A 15,833-nucleotide genomic window follows, 5' to 3' on the forward strand; every position below is an offset into this window, starting at 1 on the left:
TGTCCTTCTTGTGAACTCATCGTGAAATCCAATTTAAAAAATACTCCTATCTATCATTGTAGACAAGAAAAGTATTTTTTGTACATTCCACCTACAAAGGAGAGTGTAAATTTGCTATATCCCAAAGCCGAGATGCATAGTAACTTAAAGGTTATTCTTCAAATTTGTAACCTACTCGAATAACAGTGCCAATATGCTTCGCCTTATCTCCTAGCTTATTTCGCAGTTTTTTAATATGTGTATCAACCGTTCGGTCATCGCCGTAGTAATCATATCCCCATAACTGATCTAATAAATGTTGGCGTGACAACACAATTCCTTTGTTCTCCATTAAATAAACGAGAAGCTCAAACTCCTTATGTGTCAATATAATTTCTTCTCCATCTACTAAAACTGTTCTAGATAGTCGATTCACTTCTATTCCAGCTAAAGACATAGTATTTTCTTCTGATACTCCTACCGCTCCATCCGCACGTTTCAATAACGTCTTCGCGCGAGCTACTAATACTTTCGGACTAAAAGGTTTTGTGACATACTCATCTGCACCTAGTTCAAAGCCTAGTAATGTATCATCCTCATCAGAACGTGCTGTCAGCATAATAATTGGTACCGCTGACTCTTTTCTAATTCGTCTACAAACAGACCAACCATCTATTTCTGGTAACATAATATCTAACATAATTAAATCAATTGTATGTTCAGCAAATAATTCTAGCGCTTTTTTTCCATCTTCCGCTTCGATTACTTCAAAGCCTTCATTACGAAAATAATCACTAACAATTTCACGTAATCTTCTTTCATCTTCAACAAGTAATACTGTTTTATTCATATAATCTATCCCGCCTTTTTACTCTTTCAATCGAATAATACGTTGATTGGAGCTTCCGCGAAATGGAAGTGTTAAATCTTTTTTATCAAGTTCAAATCTTCCATCGACCAAAACATCCCCATAATGTAACAATTCTATCATATCATTATTTTGAGCACTCTGTATCTCTTCTAACCTGTAACCTGTATAAATCCATAGATTTTTTCTCAAATCCTTCACTGCTTTTGCTACTTTTTTCACTTCAGCAGCTTGGAAGAATGGATCTCCACCTGAAAATGTTACATCTGTTAATGAATTACTTTCAATCTCTTTCACAATTTCTTCTACCGTCATTTCAGTTCCATTGCAAACATTCCAAGATTTCGGGTTATGGCACCCGAAACAACGATGCGGACAGCCCGCAAAAAACACGACTGTCCGCAACCCGTCTCCATCTACTACACTATCATGAATGATATTCATAACTTTCATTTATGCTTCACCCGATCCATCTCTTCACTACGTTTCGCACTATTCCATTTCGACATATCTCCTACAAGATAGCCCGTTATACGGCGAATTCTTTCTATATTATCCTCATCTTCATTTCCACAGCTTGGACATTCATTCCCAATAACTCCGTGATAACTACAGCACTTACAACGATCAACAGGATGATTTATTGAACCGTACCCAACGCCATTCTCTGCCATCGCTTGCACAATTTGCTTTAATGCCTTTTTGTTATGCATAGCTGCTCCGTCTAGTTCAATATACGTAATATGTCCCCCGTTACATAGGGCATGGAAAGGTCCTTCTAAACGAATTTTATTTATCGCTTGAATGTTATAATAAACTGGAATATGGAATGAATTCGTATAGTAATTATGGTTCGTTATACCGCTAATCTCACCAAATTCTTCTCTATCTTTCTTCACAAACTTTCCTGATAACCCTTCTGCTGGCGTTGCAATTACAGAGAAATTGAGTTGATGTTCTTCCATCGCCTTATCCATTCTCTCTCTCATAAAGGAAATAATTTCATATCCAAGCTTCCACGATTCTTCATTTTCTCCATGATGCTTTCCAGTTAACGCTACTAAACATTCTGCAAGACCGATAAAACCAAGACTTAACGTCCCTTGTTTCAAAATCGGTGCCACAGCCTCTTCAGGTTGTAACGTCTCTCCACCACGCCATACACCTTGTGAATATAAGAACTGAAAATCTCTTGCTCTCTTTGTACATTGATAAGCAAATCTCTCTAATAATTGCTTAACGCCTAAATCTAAATAATAACTTAGCGCTTCAAAAAACGCTTCTTTTGAACCACTAATTAGCGCTAATTTCACTAAATTAATAGAAGTAAACGATAAATTCCCTCTTCCAATTGCTGTTTCTTCCCCATGTATATTAGACATAACACGAGTACGGCACCCCATATAACATACTTCACTTTCAGGTCGACCATCATAATGCACAGCATTAAACGGAGCATCTAAAAACGAAAAGTTAGGGAATAATCGCTCAGCGGTCGTTTCTAACGCTAATTCAAATAAATCATAGTTCGGATCACACTCTTCAAAGTTCACGCCTTTTTTCATTTTGAAAATTTGAATAGGAAAAATCGGTGTTTCCCCTTTACCAAGTCCAGCTTGCGTCGCTTTTAAAAGTTGCTTAATTAAAAGTCTTCCCTCTTTCGATGTGTCTGTTCCGTAGTTAATAGAAATAAATGGTACTTGTCCCCCGCCCCTACTATGCATACTATTTGAATTATGAACGAAAGCCTCACACGCCTGATACGTATCATTTTCTGTCTCTTTCCATGCAAATTCCTCTATTTGTTCTTTCTTAAGCGGATATGACTGTAGTCGTTTTTTATGTCTCTTTACTGTTTTTCTCACATATGGAGCTAAATCAATATCAAAGAGTGCAAACGATTGACCACCGTGCTGCATATTTTGATTCGCCTGAAAAATAATTGAAGAAAGCGCCAACGCACTTTTAATGTCTTGCGGTTGTCTCATATGTCCATGTCCAGTATGAAAACCGTTAGCTAGCATTTGCGCTAACGGAATTTGCGAACAAGTCGTCGTTCCTGTTGCATAAAAATCTAAATCATGTGGATATAATATATTTTGATCTATCGCTTTTTTCACTTGATCTGATAATAATTTTTCTACTGCATAATACTTTGCGCTCTCAGATGCGAACGTTCCCATTACTCCCATTGGAGATCGACCATCTACATTTGCATTTTCCTGCATTAAATCTTGTTCATTACCGTGGATAATTGTCTCAAATACTTTCATTAATTCTTCTCCACGTACATTTTGTTTCAACATTCATAACCCTCCACCAACATGTTGTTGTCTTTTGATTAAAATCATACAACATATAGTTCTTCTGTTCCTGTGAAAAATGTAACATTCCTGTGAAAGTTTTTTTAAAAATTAATGACTTTTTCATTTATAAAAAAGAAATGTGCTCTTTACAAATGTATGGTACAATAAACGGGAAAAACTCTTTTTACCCTTTATCAACACATTTGTATAAAGGAGACTGAACTCATGGTTATTACATATCTTTTATTTATCGTTGCCTACTTACTTGGCTCGATTCCGTTTGCATTAGTCGTTGGAAAAATTGGCTATGGAATTGACATTCGTGAGCATGGAAGTGGTAATCTAGGCGGAACAAATACATTCCGTACATTAGGGAAAAAAGCAGGTTTTATCGTTACAATTGCTGACATTTTAAAAGGCACATTAGCAACAGCTCTACCGATTATTTTCGGATTAGATACGCACCCACTATGGTTTGGATTAGCCGCTGTTCTTGGACATGTCTATCCAATCTTCGCAAAATTCCGCGGGGGGAAAGCAGTTGCAACTTCTGCTGGCGTGCTATTATGCTACTCACCAGTTGTATTTGCAATATTAGCTGTTGTATTTTTCACCCTTTTATTTACAACAAGATACGTATCACTTTCTTCTATGGTAACAGCTGTCATTGCTGTTATTGCATCCATTGTTAGCGGGGATAAAATCTTCATTATTGCGATGTGTTTATTAGCAGGTATGGTTATTTATAAACACCGTGCAAATATCGGACGAATTATAAATAAAACTGAACCGAAAGCAAACTTTTCAAAAAAGCAAAAATAAGATCTTAACCCACATAACGCAAAAAGAAAACGTGAAGCATATTAATAGCGTCTTTTTGCGTTATTTTTTATACTAAAGAAAAAGCAACATAATTTGGAGGAACTATACATGAATCTTTCCGTAACAAAAGAAGCAGCACAATGGTATAAAAACGAATTAAACTTACAATCGGGTGAAACACTACGCCTTTTCGTACAATACGGCGGTTGCAGTACTGTGCAAAAAGGACTTTCTTTAGGTATTCGTAAAGATGACCCTGCACATCCTGCTGTTCAAACTCAAGAAGAAGGTATTAACTTCTTTATTGAAGGCGATGATGAGTGGTTCTTCGATGGACATAATTTATCTGTTACACTTAACGACGGTGATGATTTCCCTCAATTTAATTATGAAAAATAAAAAAGCGTGGCTTCTGCCACGCTTTTTTATTTCTTTTTAATTTCCTCATATTTCGCATACCACTCAGGATATAATTTTTTAAATGATACAGGGCGGAACCCTTCTTTTTTCGCACAAATATTCGTTGTACTTGCAGTAATGCAAAGCTCACCATCACCGTTATATATTTCATAACCATATACAACACGAAGCGGGCTCACAGTATCAATCCACGTTTTCACAATTGCTTTTTCTCCGTAACGCATCGCTTTACGATATGAAATTTGCAAGTCTAATACAGGAGAAATAATTCCCTCTTTCTCCATTTCAACATATGAAAATCCTAATTCTTGTATAAGTTTAGTGCGCCCAAGTTCCAGCCACACTAAATAGTTTGAATGGTAAACAACACCCATCTGGTCTGTTTCCGCATAGCGGATTTCAACTTCATATTCTGCTACAAACATTTCTATTCGCCTTCTTTCACTTCTGCTACCTTGCATACATTTAATCATAATACAGTGGAATCAAAAATAAAATAAAAACAGTGAATCTTTTACCGAAAGGGGCAAGCACATGATCCAAATTGTAACTGTTCGTAGCGGTGATAGTGTTTATGGTTTAGCATCAAAGTACGGATCTACACCTGAAGAAATTGTAAAAGACAATGGACTAAATCCAGCTGAAACACTCGTTGTTGGTCAGGCACTTATCGTTAATACAAAAGGCAATAATTATTATGTACAGCCAGGTGACAGCCTTTATCGAATTTCTCAAACGTATAACGTCCCTCTCGCCAGTTTAGCTAAAGTTAATAATCTTTCATTAAAATCTATTCTCCATGTCGGACAGCAATTATATATACCGAAAGGAACAAAACGAGCAGTAGAATCCATCGCTTATTTACAGCCTTCAACAATACCGATAAAAGAAAGTTTAGTAAATGCTACACGTGCTATTAATCCATTTTTAACATATTTAGCCTACTTCAGCTTTGAAGCAAAAAGAGACGGCACTTTAAAAGAACCGACGGAAACAGCGAAAATCGCTAATATTGCAACACAAGGTAACACCATCCCTATGCTCGTTATTACAAATATTGAAAATGGAAATTTCAGTGCCGATCTGACCTCGGTTATTTTACGCGATGCAACAATTCAAAACAAGTTTATTACTAACATTTTGCAAACAGCTGAAAAATATGGCATGCGAGACATTCATTTCGATTTCGAGAGTGTGGCACCTGAAGATCGCGAAGCGTATAATCGTTTTTTACGAAATGTGAAAACACGCTTACCTAGCGGGTACACATTAAGTACAACACTTGTACCGAAAACGAGCTCAAATCAAAAAGGGAAATTTTTTGAGGCTCACGATTATAAAGCACAAGGACAAATTGTTGATTTCGTCGTCATTATGACATACGACTGGGGTTGGCAAGGTGGACCACCGATGGCGATTTCCCCTATTGGTCCTGTAAAAGAAGTACTTCAATATGCAAAATCTCAAATGCCTCCACAAAAAATTATGATGGGGCAAAATTTATATGGATTTGATTGGAAACTTCCTTTCAAACAAGGGAATCCACCCGCAAAAGCAGTTAGCTCTGTCGCAGCTGTTGCACTTGCTCGTAAATACAATGTTCCTATCCGTTATGATTTCACAGCCCAAGCTCCACATTTTAATTACTTTGATGAAAACGGCGTACAACACGAGGTTTGGTTTGAAGATTCGAGGTCTATTCAAAGTAAATTCAATTTAATGAAAGAACAAGGCATTGGCGGTATTAGTTACTGGAAGATTGGTCTACCATTCCCACAAAATTGGCGTTTACTCGTTGAAAACTTTACAATTACGAAAAAAGGCTGACGAAAGTCAGCTTTTTAAATATTTTTATAATATTATCCAAACACAAAAAAAGGAGAATGATGACATTCTCCTTTTTTTAACCGTTATCAACAATTGGTTGTTTGCCAGTTTGGTCTTGCATTTGCTTCCCTTTATTGCCACCAGCTTTTTTCGATTGTGTTCCAATTTGATTTGGTGCAAAGTCTTTTGAATTCTTTTTCGGATTACCCATTACTATCGCCTCCTTAACACTAGTATCGTACTAGTGTTAAGAATTATTCAGCCTGCTTAAAAAGTTTCATTTCATAACGTTTTTCAATTCGTTTTTCAATTCGATCCATTGCATCACGATCGCTTAATAATTGTTGTTTATTTTCATTTACAAGTTCTTCAAACGATCTACGGCGACTTCTTCTCATGTTGCTCACCCTTTCTTCTACGCTTTCTTATTACATAGTATGAGCAAATGAAAAACTCTTTAATCAGATTTGTAAGAAAATTTTATGTTTTGATAAAAAATCCCATGCGCATATATTGCACATGGGATTTTTTACACCATCGTATTTAAATATTTTTTAATTTCTTCATCCGCATTTACTTTATTTGCTCTATATTCATCCAGCGCTCGTAATACAGAATCATATTCTGCTACAATGTAGCTCTCTAGCTTCAAAATGTCCTCTACACTGTCAATCATAATTCTCGTGTTGCCAATCTCACTTTTCAATGCTGCCTCGTATGTTAAGCTCGTACAAATTTCTCTTACATCGTCTTCCATTTTTTCTGTTAACACATATTTCTTTCGCCCTTTGACCTTTAACCTTATAATTGGGTAAAAAGCTTTTATATCTAAATAACTCCCAACATTCATACAACGAATCCACTCAATATCACGTTTATTTCGTACAAGCATTTCTTTTACCGCTTCAAATACCGCTGTTTCATCAAGTACTTCCTTATTCGCTTTTCTTTTTCCTTCTTCTTCAACGGCTGCACATTTTTGATAAACAGCCGCACACGTAATACAGTCGTCAAATGCATTATGAGAACTTAAGCGAATTCCAAGCATTCGTTTTAACGTTTCAAGTTTATGATTAGGCGCATGCTTCATATATTTTTTCGCTAAAAACACAGTATCAATAACGTTATTTTTAGGCTCAGGTAGTCCAAGCATATTTACATTACTCTTTAAAAAACGCATATCAAAAGAAGCATTATGTGCCACGATAATATTTGTATCTAGAAATGCCAAAAACAAAGGCAATACTTCTACAATTGTTGGTGCGTCTGAAACACGATAATTCGTAATACCTGTTAAACTCGTAATTCGGCTCGGAATTGGACGCTCTGGATTCACATACGATACAAATTGATCTACTAGTTCATGATTACGATATTTCACTGCTGCAACTTGAATAATTTTATCATTATAAGGGTTAAATCCTGTTGTTTCAAAATCAATTACAACATAATCTAACGGTAAGGATACATTCCCCACTCCAGACACTCCTTTATCTCTAAACATTTATATTTCTTTTATCATATCACGAAGCTTTCACTACTTGAAAAAGAAAAGGCAGAAATGATTATATTCCATCTCCACCTTTTCACCGTTATTTTAATTTAGCAATCCGTTTCTCCATTTCTTTTTGCGTCATCGGTCCAATGAACTTATCTTGAATTACACCTTTCGTATCTATAAAATACGAAGTTGGGATTGTAATTACTTTATATGCTGTTGTCACATCAATGTTCTTGTCTAATAAAATGGGAAAAGTAATTCCTTTTTCTTTAGCAAAATTGCTTACTTTTTCTTCTCCCCCACCTTTTTCTGAAGGCGTATAATTTATTGCTAAAATTTCTACGTTTTCTTTATGTTCTTTATAGAAAGCCTCCATATCAGGCATTTCTTGCTGACAAGGCCCACACCACGTTGCCCAAAAGTTTAAAATAACTTTCTTTCCTTTTAAATCGGATAACTTTACATTCGTTCCATCTATCTTTGCTAATTCAAAATCTGGTGCGCTCTTTCCAATTTCAATACCGTTCCTTGCGAAAATCTCTTTCATAGCAGCTTCACTTTTGGCAGGTTTTTCTTGTACTACTTGATCCTTTTCCGCAAATTGTTCATAAGCTGCATATCCCGCTAAACAAAGTAACACTACAATAATGGTAAGCTTCCGCCACATATTATATCACCCTTACGTGTTTATCTTCTTATAACATAATCACCAAAATACTATATATCTTATTTTAGCTTATACGGACAAGCTTGGAAATATTCACATTCGAAATAGTTAGAATATTTTCGTTCAAGATGAAATATTTACCTTTTTATCATATAATTAGAAATAAATACAAAACCTGCGAGGTGATATGTATTTTACAATTACTTATCAACCCTTTTACTTTTGTTTTCTTCACTTTACCATTACTATGTATTTTTTTTAGCACCTTACTATACAAATTCAAATGGGCTGTAATTATTATTTCTTTTACTGTTCCACTTATATTTTTCATTATCGTCTCGGGATTTGATATACACCTCGCTTTACAAAACTTAGACGCTTGGATTATTTATAGTGCTGTTTATTCTGTACTTTCCTACATAACGCCAGCGCTAATACGAAGAAAACTGCACATGTAGAACTTTCAAAAAGGGGGATTTTTATGAATCTATTTGAAAAAATACTATTATATATTCTTAGTTTTATATTTTCCCCAATCGGGATTATCACTTGGATCATCTCGCTCTTCAGTAAAGATCCTGAAAAAAAGCAAGTTGGGCGTATTTGTCTCTTTATCGCTTTAATCTCATTTATCCTTTTAGCCGGTCTCGGTATTCTTAGTTTCTTCACGATGACTACCACTACTATACAATAGTTATAGAAAGGATGATTATTTTGGGAGAACATCCTATAAGTAAAGAACTTCGCTATATACGAATATGTTTAGTTGTTTTAGTAATCGTTCTTTTATTTTTCAACGGTGAAAGAGTTGTTGAAATTTCTACAAATCATGATGCCGTAGAAAACGTTTCAACCAGTAATATGACACAGATTGCTGAAAATACATTTGCTATTCAAGAATATAATCCATCACTAAGTAGCGAACGTACGCTCAAAATTTTCAAATATAATCCGGATACAAATCAACTTACTCTAGTCAAAGAGTTTAGCACTAACGATACTGATTCTTATACGTATCAACTTAATAAGAGTGAATAAAGATAAGAGCGCTATATAGCTCTTATCTTTTTATTAGCATCTCTTTAAACAATGACTTACAATTTAATAATTCTCTAGGATCCCCACATTCCACAATAATTCCATTCTTCATGACAACAATCCGATCCGCTATCATCGCCCTCTCGACATCATGTGTCGTCACAATTCTCGTTACATTCTCCTCTAGCCCTTTAAGCATATTCCAAACCACTTCTTGATTGCTCAGATCTAATCCCGCAGTCGGTTCATCTAGAATAATGAGATTCGGATTTGATACAATCGCTCGCAATAATGCAAGACGCTTTCTCTCTCCTCCCGAAAACTCTTCACCGCTTTTATGTAGTACAGTCTGAATCCCTTTAGATAAACTCCTGATAATTGACTTCGCATTTACAAGTTCAATATTTTTTTCTAACTGTTTTCCTAAGACCCCTTCCCCAAAATACATATTCTCTTTTACTGTCGTTCGAAAAAAACGAGGTTCCTGCCATATAGTAGTCATACGAGCTTTATTACCGTAATAAGCAATACTACCAGTAGATGGTTTATATAAACCCGTGATTAATTTTAAAAGCGTCGTTTTTCCTGCACCACTTTCCCCCACAATAATAACGAGTTCACCGGGATTAATTTGCAAATGTATATTTTTAATTCTACATCTCTCTTCACCGTTCTCTTGAAATGAAACGTTTGTTAATTTCATTCCCATCGCTCTTTCTACATTTCTGTATTCAGCCGGTATATCTAAAAAGCCAAAAACTCGATTTGCCGAAGCAATAGCAACTTGTGTCATCATCAATAAATCACTCGCATAACGAACGGGGAAAAATAACATCTCAATTGTAGCTAATACCGCCACAAGCGAACCGACTTCCATATCCCCTTTTATTATTTTTTTTGCTCCTATAATAAGAACAACTATATATGCTCCTGTTTCTTTTACCGTTCCAACTATCCCAATACAATGTTGTATCATCGTCTTCTTTACTTCTGTTTTATAAGATTGTGCCGTCACTCCTTTAAACAAATGAATTGCCCATTTTTCTTTTTGTAAACTACGTAAATCTTGTATACCTTTTACAAACTGTGACATCATCTCTACAACACTTGATTGATTTTTTTGAGCAATACTTGCAATATTTCTTACTTTTCCCCCCATAAGCATTGGAACAATTGCACTTAAAAATAAAAACGGGGTTATCCACCATATGAACTGTACATCGATATGTTGTAGAGCTATGAACGCACCAATAAATTGTGCAATGGCGTGGATGTATTCTATTAATATAGATCCATATAACCTTACCCAATTCGGAATATCAGAAACGACTAATGTTTCTAACTCCCCTTGTTTTACCTTCTCACTTTCTTCAAACGGTAATAAGAAAAAATGACGTAATACATCTATACGCTTCTCTCGTAATATTCGCTGACTTACTTTTGAGCTTACATAATTAAATAACAGATTGTTCACCCACATCAAAAAGCGGCTCCCCGCAAACAAAGCAATATATACATACGTACCTTTTAACTCCCGCTGAATAAGGTTATCTACAATTAGCCCCATAAATAGCGGACGGGATAAATTTAAAATGGCAGCTACTATTCCGCTACAAATCGCACTAATTAGCAATAGCTTTTCTTGCAACAGCGGCAACATTATTCTTCTATACTCATTCATTGTCATTCCCCCAATTTTGCATAATAAAAGGAAAGGGATGAAACCAAGTGGTTTCATCCCTTTCCCTCTGTACATAAAGTAAGGAAGCTAACAAATGTTAGCTTCCTTATCATTCATTTCAATTATTTAGTTTGATACTTTAGACTCTTCGATTTTCGAACGAAGAACCATTTGCAAGATACCACCGTGACGGTAGTAGTCAATTTCAACTTCACTATCGAAACGAGCTACTACTTCAAATTGCTTCTCTTTTCCTTCTGCATCGATTGCAACTACTTTTACAAGATCACGTGGTCTAACCGTTTTGTCAATTTGAATTTCAAATGACTCGTCACCAACAAGACCTAATGTTTCAGCACTGTCGCCATCTTTAAATTGTAATGGTAATACGCCCATTAACACTAAGTTACTGCGGTGAATACGCTCGAAGCTTTCTGCGATTACTGCTTTAATACCTAATAAGTTTGTACCTTTCGCAGCCCAGTCACGAGAACTTCCCATACCGTAGTCTTTACCAGCAACAACTAGAAGGCCTGTGCCATCTTCTTTATATTTCATCGCAGCATCATAGATAGATGTTACTTCACCAGTTGGCCAATATGTTGTATATCCGCCTTCTGTTCCTGGTGCGATTTGGTTTTTAATACGGATGTTTGCAAATGTACCACGCATCATAACTTCATGGTTACCACGACGAGAACCGTAAGAGTTAAAGTCGACTGGTTGTACGCCGTTTTCTAGTAAATAACGTCCAGCTGGCGTGTGCTTACCAATTGAACCTGCTGGTGAAATGTGGTCTGTTGTTACAGAATCACCAAATTTACCAACTATGCGTAAACCTGATAACGTTTCAACTTCACCTGGCTCTTTAGATAATCCTTCGAAGAACGGTGGGTTTTGAATGTATGTTGAATCATTATCCCAAGTATATAAAGCTTCATTTGAAGTTTGGATTTCATTCCAGCGCTCATTGCTGTTAAATACTTGTGCATATTCTTTTTTGAACAATTCAGATGTAACAACACTTTGAACTACATCTTCAATTTCTTTAGCTGATGGCCAAATATCATTAAAGTAAACAGCATTACCATTTACATCTTTACCGATTTCATCATTTTTCAGGTCAATATCAACAGTACCTGCAAGTGCATATGCCACAACAAGTGGTGGTGATGCTAAGTAGTTTGCTTTTACAAGTGGATGAATACGACCTTCAAAGTTACGGTTACCAGATAGAACAGATGTTACTAATAAATCATTTGCTGCGATTGCTTCTTCTAATTCCTCTGCTAATGGACCAGAGTTACCGATACAAGTCGTACAGCCGTAACCAACTGTTTGGAAACCTAATTGATCTAAATACGTTGTTAAACCAGACTTATCTAAGTACTCTGTAACAACTTTAGATCCTGGTGCTAACGATGTTTTTACGTAACCAGGTACTTTAAGTCCTTTTTCAATTGCTTTCTTCGCAACTAACCCTGCTCCAATTAACACGTACGGATTTGACGTATTTGTACAGCTTGTAATTGCAGCGATTGCAATTCCACCTGTTTTCATCGTTACTTCTTGATCTTTCAATGTAACTTTCACTTCTTTATCAAACTCTTGCTCATTGAATCCAAGCCCTTGTGTTCCAACTGGTGCTACAACAGCTTTATGGAACTCCTCTTTCATATCTGAAAGCGGGATTAAATCTTGCGGACGTTTCGGTCCAGAAAGGTTAGATTCGATTGTATTTAAATCAATTTCAACAAGATCAGTATAGATTGGATCTTTACTATCTGCTGTATAGAATAAACCGTTTGCTTTACAATATTCTTCAACAACGCGAATTTGCTCTTCATCTCTACCTGTTAAACGTAAGTATTCTAATGAAATATCGTCGATTGGGAAGAATCCACAAGTTGCACCGTATTCTGGTGCCATATTTGAAATTGTTGCACGGTCAGCTAAAGGCATGCTCTTTAGTCCACTACCGAAGAACTCAACAAATTTACCAACTACACCTTTTTGACGTAACACTTGTGTTACTTTTAATGCAACATCAGTTGCTGTTGTACCACTTGGAAGTGTACCAGTTAATTTCACACCGATTACTTCAGGTACTGGGAAATATGAAGGCTGTCCAAGCATTCCTGCTTCTGCTTCAATACCACCAACGCCCCATCCAAGAACACCAATACCATTAATCATTGTTGTATGTGAGTCAGTTCCAACTAATGAATCTGGGTATGCAACTAAGTCACCTTCAGCATTTTTCACCGCATGAACAACCGGTGCCAAATATTCAAGATTTACTTGGTGTACAATACCTGTTGCTGGTGGAACTGCACGGTAGTTATCAAATGATTTCTGTGCCCAGCTTAAAAATTTATAACGTTCTTCATTACGTTTAAACTCTAAGTCCATGTTGAATGCAAGCGAGTCCGCTGTACCCGCTCTATCAACCTGTACAGAGTGGTCAATTACAAGGTCTACAGTAATTTCTGGATTAATTTTATCAGGATCTCCGCCCATATCTGCCATTGCTTTACGAAGCGAAGCCAAATCTACAACAGCTGGAACACCTGTGAAGTCTTGTAAGATTACGCGAGATGGTTTAAACGGAACATCGATATCTTGAACATCTTTCGTTCCCCATTTCGCTAAATTTGTAACGTGTTCTTCTGTAATTACGCGTCCGTCTACTTGACGAAGTACAGATTCAAGTAAAACTTTCACGGAATATGGTAATTGAGATACGTTGCCAACCCCTGCGTTTTCAAGCGCTTTCAATTGATAATAATGATACGTCTTTCCATCTAGTTCAAAAGTTGCACGTGATTGAAATGGATTATGTTTGACCATTATGTTTCCCCCCTGTTAAACGTGACTAATTTGTCTGAATATAAAATGTAGACAAACTTTTCAATACCTTACGATAATATCTTATTACAACTTTCTAAATAAGTAAATAATAAGAAACTTATGGATTATCATAAGTTTTCTTTATCTTTCTAAATTTGTATAGTGTCCATGCTCTTTATTAATACTATTACTATAAAGTAAAGCACTCTTTCAGCGTTTTACTTTACGTTCATATATGCTATGAACGACTCATAGTTCGTCTATAAAAAACATTATAGAGGTGAGAAAAATGGGTAAACGAAAAGCCAATCATATTATTTCAGGAATGAATGCTGCATCCGCCCAAGGGCAAGGAACTGGCTATAATGAAGAGTTCGCAAATGAACCTTTAACTCCGGCAGAGCGACAAAATAATAAGAAACGAAAAAAGAATCAGTAACGAAAAATCCCAAAAGGTATACCTTTTGGGATTTTCTCTAATGTTTATAACGTAACAACTCCGAAACTGTTACAAATCGATAACCCTGCTTTTTCAGCTCAGGTAAAATTTTTGCTAATGCCGCCACTGTTTGACTACGATCACTTCCTCCATCGTGCAACAGTACAATATCTCCACTTTTAGCATTTTTCACAACATGATTTACTATGGATTCTGTACCTGGATTCGCCCAATCACGAGGGTCTTGATGCCATGACCATAGAACAATTTGATACCCAGCTTTTTTTGCCGTAGTAAATACAGCATCATTAATATATCCACCTGGCGGACGGAACAATAAAGGTTCTTTCACCCATTTTTCAAAATATTTCTTTCCATTTAAAATATCATGTTCTAATTTTTCATCTGATGAATTACTCGCATACAAATGATTCATCGTATGATTTCCGATTTCATGCCCTTCTTTCAACACTTGCTTTACTAAGTACGGATTACGCTGAACTCGAAAGCCAATCATAAAAAAAGTCGCTTCCGCTTTATATTGACGTAATAACTCTAATACTTGCGGTGTATAAGTTGGGTCCGGTCCATCATCAAATGTAATTGCGATAATTTTTTCATTATTTGGCACTTCCCATGTTACATAGCCAGTTGGCTCTAGCTCTTTTCTTAACAACATTTTAGCTTCCACTTTGTCCACTTGAAATATATGTACTGCACAAATTAAAGAAAAAATTGATAGAATAATTTTTCGTTTCAGCATAGTAGCACTAAAAGTAATGAGGTTGTTGAATTCACAACAACCTTTTTCACTTTTCTATTTGATCTACATTTCGCATAATATTTTGGAGATTACTTTCATATTGCTCAAGTTGTGGACGCTGCGTTTCTGATGCTACTTCAAGTGCATTTTGAATCTGTTCGTACGCCTCTTGAACTTCTTGGCGTAACTCTTTTAAGTCATGGCCGTAATTCGGGTCATTTTTCACAATATTATTGAATATATTTTCCGCTTGAACAACCCCTTGCTGCGCGGCCTGAAAAGCCTGTTGCTTATCTTTATGATATGGCATAACACTTTCCCCTTCCTATATGAGTTAGTCCTACTTATCTTTACCCATTTCTCAAAAAACATTCTCGTATAAATTCGCAAACTTCTCTCATTCTAAATAGGGAGAGGAGGTGTAAAATACAATGGGTAAAAACAATAATCAATCTAATCGTCAAAACGAGAAAAAAGGGCAATCTTCTGGACAGCCCGAACCTTTAAGTGGATCTCATAAAGTTAAAAATCGTAATCATTCACGTCAAAAAAATCATGCACATCATGATATGTAAAGCAAAAGCATTCACACACACTGTATCTTTCACATAAAATGTTTATATTTTTCTATTTGTTCTTCACCTCTATTTCATTCATGCATAACATAGTATG

19 protein-coding genes are annotated in these 15,833 nt (G+C 36.0%); 7 read left to right on the forward strand and 12 right to left on the reverse strand.

Annotated features, from left to right (window positions below; genetic code table 11):
- Window positions 1–151: 151 nt before the first annotated feature.
- The 3 genes from MKY70_RS18510 to MKY70_RS18520 are packed head-to-tail and all read right to left on the reverse strand — an operon-like array spanning window position 152 to window position 3,153.
- On the reverse strand, window positions 152–829 hold the full coding sequence (locus tag MKY70_RS18510) for a response regulator transcription factor (protein WP_002087776.1): 678 nt from the start codon (window positions 827–829) through the stop codon (window positions 152–154).
- Between the two features lie 18 nt (window positions 830–847).
- Complete coding sequence (nrdG, locus tag MKY70_RS18515) at window positions 848–1,300, reverse strand: anaerobic ribonucleoside-triphosphate reductase activating protein (protein WP_060750799.1); 453 nt, start codon at window positions 1,298–1,300, stop codon at window positions 848–850.
- On the reverse strand, window positions 1,297–3,153 hold the full coding sequence (locus tag MKY70_RS18520; protein ID WP_341025480.1) for an anaerobic ribonucleoside triphosphate reductase: 1,857 nt from the start codon (window positions 3,151–3,153) through the stop codon (window positions 1,297–1,299). Before MKY70_RS18520 ends, nrdG begins: the two co-directional genes overlap by 4 nt.
- 225 nt (window positions 3,154–3,378) lie before the next feature.
- On the opposite strand from MKY70_RS18520, the gene plsY reads away from it, so the two are divergent.
- Window positions 3,379–3,975, forward strand: a complete 597-nt coding sequence (gene plsY / locus MKY70_RS18525; RefSeq protein WP_341025481.1) for a glycerol-3-phosphate 1-O-acyltransferase PlsY — start codon at window positions 3,379–3,381, stop codon at window positions 3,973–3,975.
- A gap of 108 nt (window positions 3,976–4,083) precedes the next feature.
- Complete coding sequence (locus MKY70_RS18530) at window positions 4,084–4,374, forward strand: HesB/YadR/YfhF family protein (protein WP_001054451.1); 291 nt, start codon at window positions 4,084–4,086, stop codon at window positions 4,372–4,374.
- A gap of 26 nt (window positions 4,375–4,400) precedes the next feature.
- Here MKY70_RS18530 and MKY70_RS18535 read toward each other — a convergent pair whose 3' ends face one another.
- Window positions 4,401–4,820: an acyl-CoA thioesterase gene (locus MKY70_RS18535; RefSeq protein WP_000495823.1), complete on the reverse strand. Its 420-nt coding sequence runs from the start codon at window positions 4,818–4,820 to the stop codon at window positions 4,401–4,403.
- Window positions 4,821–4,929: 109 nt separating this feature from the next.
- Here MKY70_RS18535 and MKY70_RS18540 point away from each other — a divergent pair, with 109 nt between their 5' ends.
- Window positions 4,930–6,222: a glycosyl hydrolase family 18 protein gene (locus tag MKY70_RS18540; protein WP_002066644.1), complete on the forward strand. Its 1,293-nt coding sequence runs from the start codon at window positions 4,930–4,932 to the stop codon at window positions 6,220–6,222.
- Between the two features lie 76 nt (window positions 6,223–6,298).
- Here the strand turns inward: MKY70_RS18540 and sspN are convergent, their stop codons facing one another.
- The 4 genes from sspN to MKY70_RS18560 form a co-directional block, all read right to left on the reverse strand.
- Window positions 6,299–6,433, reverse strand: coding sequence for an acid-soluble spore protein SspN (gene sspN / locus MKY70_RS18545; protein ID WP_000527988.1), 135 nt, complete (start codon window positions 6,431–6,433; stop codon window positions 6,299–6,301).
- 43 nt (window positions 6,434–6,476) lie between these two features.
- Window positions 6,477–6,620: an FbpB family small basic protein gene (locus MKY70_RS18550; RefSeq protein WP_002014298.1), complete on the reverse strand. Its 144-nt coding sequence runs from the start codon at window positions 6,618–6,620 to the stop codon at window positions 6,477–6,479.
- A 131-nt stretch (window positions 6,621–6,751) separates the two neighbouring features.
- Entirely contained in the window at window positions 6,752–7,699 is a 948-nt protein-coding gene (locus tag MKY70_RS18555; RefSeq protein WP_341025483.1) for a 3'-5' exonuclease, read from the reverse strand.
- Between the two features lie 115 nt (window positions 7,700–7,814).
- Window positions 7,815–8,390: a TlpA family protein disulfide reductase gene (locus MKY70_RS18560; protein WP_341025485.1), complete on the reverse strand. Its 576-nt coding sequence runs from the start codon at window positions 8,388–8,390 to the stop codon at window positions 7,815–7,817.
- 481 nt (window positions 8,391–8,871) lie between these two features.
- Here MKY70_RS18560 and MKY70_RS18565 point away from each other — a divergent pair, with 481 nt between their 5' ends.
- Both MKY70_RS18565 and MKY70_RS18570 read left to right on the forward strand, forming a co-directional pair.
- Complete coding sequence (locus MKY70_RS18565; RefSeq protein ID WP_002033553.1) at window positions 8,872–9,084, forward strand: hypothetical protein; 213 nt, start codon at window positions 8,872–8,874, stop codon at window positions 9,082–9,084.
- Between the two features lie 11 nt (window positions 9,085–9,095).
- Complete coding sequence (locus MKY70_RS18570; RefSeq protein ID WP_080784617.1) at window positions 9,096–9,428, forward strand: YmzC family protein; 333 nt, start codon at window positions 9,096–9,098, stop codon at window positions 9,426–9,428.
- Window positions 9,429–9,450: 22 nt separating this feature from the next.
- Here MKY70_RS18570 and MKY70_RS18575 read toward each other — a convergent pair whose 3' ends face one another.
- Both MKY70_RS18575 and acnA read right to left on the reverse strand, forming a co-directional pair.
- Window positions 9,451–11,166, reverse strand: a complete 1,716-nt coding sequence (locus MKY70_RS18575) for an ABC transporter ATP-binding protein (protein WP_341025490.1) — start codon at window positions 11,164–11,166, stop codon at window positions 9,451–9,453.
- Window positions 11,167–11,235: 69 nt separating this feature from the next.
- The gene (gene acnA, locus MKY70_RS18580; RefSeq protein WP_088031057.1) at window positions 11,236–13,959 is read right to left on the reverse strand and encodes an aconitate hydratase AcnA; all 2,724 of its coding nucleotides are present in this window, start codon (window positions 13,957–13,959) and stop codon (window positions 11,236–11,238) included.
- A gap of 289 nt (window positions 13,960–14,248) precedes the next feature.
- Between acnA and sspO the strand changes: the two genes are divergently transcribed.
- Window positions 14,249–14,398: a small acid-soluble spore protein O gene (gene sspO / locus MKY70_RS18585; RefSeq protein WP_002033549.1), complete on the forward strand. Its 150-nt coding sequence runs from the start codon at window positions 14,249–14,251 to the stop codon at window positions 14,396–14,398.
- Window positions 14,399–14,435: 37 nt separating this feature from the next.
- On the opposite strand, the gene pdaB is transcribed toward sspO, so the two are convergent.
- Window positions 14,436–15,161, reverse strand: coding sequence for a polysaccharide deacetylase family sporulation protein PdaB (gene pdaB / locus MKY70_RS18590; RefSeq protein ID WP_002066634.1), 726 nt, complete (start codon window positions 15,159–15,161; stop codon window positions 14,436–14,438).
- A gap of 46 nt (window positions 15,162–15,207) precedes the next feature.
- The gene (locus MKY70_RS18595; RefSeq protein ID WP_002014282.1) at window positions 15,208–15,471 is read right to left on the reverse strand and encodes a hypothetical protein; all 264 of its coding nucleotides are present in this window, start codon (window positions 15,469–15,471) and stop codon (window positions 15,208–15,210) included.
- Between the two features lie 121 nt (window positions 15,472–15,592).
- On the opposite strand from MKY70_RS18595, the gene MKY70_RS18600 reads away from it, so the two are divergent.
- Window positions 15,593–15,736 carry a small acid-soluble spore protein P gene (locus MKY70_RS18600; RefSeq protein ID WP_002014281.1) on the forward strand — a complete coding sequence of 48 codons (144 nt, stop codon included), beginning with the start codon at window positions 15,593–15,595 and terminating at the stop codon, window positions 15,734–15,736.
- Window positions 15,737–15,833 lie beyond the last annotated feature (97 nt).

It is taken from the genome of Bacillus sp. FSL R9-9492, from assembly GCF_038007365.1.
Classification (GTDB): Bacteria; Bacillota; Bacilli; order Bacillales; family Bacillaceae_G; genus Bacillus_A; species Bacillus_A mycoides.

What these genes read in the sequence shown, in the direction of transcription:
- MKY70_RS18510 (WP_002087776.1), bottom strand. Translation starts at nt 829, where the DNA reads ATGAATAAAACAGTATTACTTGTTGAAGATGAAAGAAGATTACGTGAA.
- nrdG (WP_060750799.1), bottom strand. Translation starts at nt 1,300, where the DNA reads ATGAAAGTTATGAATATCATTCATGATAGTGTAGTAGATGGAGACGGG.
- MKY70_RS18520 (WP_341025480.1), bottom strand. Translation starts at nt 3,153, where the DNA reads ATGTTGAAACAAAATGTACGTGGAGAAGAATTAATGAAAGTATTTGAG.
- plsY (WP_341025481.1), top strand. Translation starts at nt 3,379, where the DNA reads ATGGTTATTACATATCTTTTATTTATCGTTGCCTACTTACTTGGCTCG.
- MKY70_RS18530 (WP_001054451.1), top strand. Translation starts at nt 4,084, where the DNA reads ATGAATCTTTCCGTAACAAAAGAAGCAGCACAATGGTATAAAAACGAA.
- MKY70_RS18535 (WP_000495823.1), bottom strand. Translation starts at nt 4,820, where the DNA reads ATGTTTGTAGCAGAATATGAAGTTGAAATCCGCTATGCGGAAACAGAC.
- MKY70_RS18540 (WP_002066644.1), top strand. Translation starts at nt 4,930, where the DNA reads ATGATCCAAATTGTAACTGTTCGTAGCGGTGATAGTGTTTATGGTTTA.
- sspN (WP_000527988.1), bottom strand. Translation starts at nt 6,433, where the DNA reads ATGGGTAATCCGAAAAAGAATTCAAAAGACTTTGCACCAAATCAAATT.
- MKY70_RS18550 (WP_002014298.1), bottom strand. Translation starts at nt 6,620, where the DNA reads ATGAGAAGAAGTCGCCGTAGATCGTTTGAAGAACTTGTAAATGAAAAT.
- MKY70_RS18560 (WP_341025485.1), bottom strand. Translation starts at nt 8,390, where the DNA reads ATGTGGCGGAAGCTTACCATTATTGTAGTGTTACTTTGTTTAGCGGGA.
- MKY70_RS18565 (WP_002033553.1), top strand. Translation starts at nt 8,872, where the DNA reads ATGAATCTATTTGAAAAAATACTATTATATATTCTTAGTTTTATATTT.
- MKY70_RS18570 (WP_080784617.1), top strand. Translation starts at nt 9,096, where the DNA reads ATGATTATTTTGGGAGAACATCCTATAAGTAAAGAACTTCGCTATATA.
- MKY70_RS18575 (WP_341025490.1), bottom strand. Translation starts at nt 11,166, where the DNA reads ATGAAACCACTTGGTTTCATCCCTTTCCTTTTATTATGCAAAATTGGG.
- acnA (WP_088031057.1), bottom strand. Translation starts at nt 13,959, where the DNA reads ATGGTCAAACATAATCCATTTCAATCACGTGCAACTTTTGAACTAGAT.
- sspO (WP_002033549.1), top strand. Translation starts at nt 14,249, where the DNA reads ATGGGTAAACGAAAAGCCAATCATATTATTTCAGGAATGAATGCTGCA.
- pdaB (WP_002066634.1), bottom strand. Translation starts at nt 15,161, where the DNA reads ATGCTGAAACGAAAAATTATTCTATCAATTTTTTCTTTAATTTGTGCA.
- MKY70_RS18595 (WP_002014282.1), bottom strand. Translation starts at nt 15,471, where the DNA reads ATGCCATATCATAAAGATAAGCAACAGGCTTTTCAGGCCGCGCAGCAA.
- MKY70_RS18600 (WP_002014281.1), top strand. Translation starts at nt 15,593, where the DNA reads ATGGGTAAAAACAATAATCAATCTAATCGTCAAAACGAGAAAAAAGGG.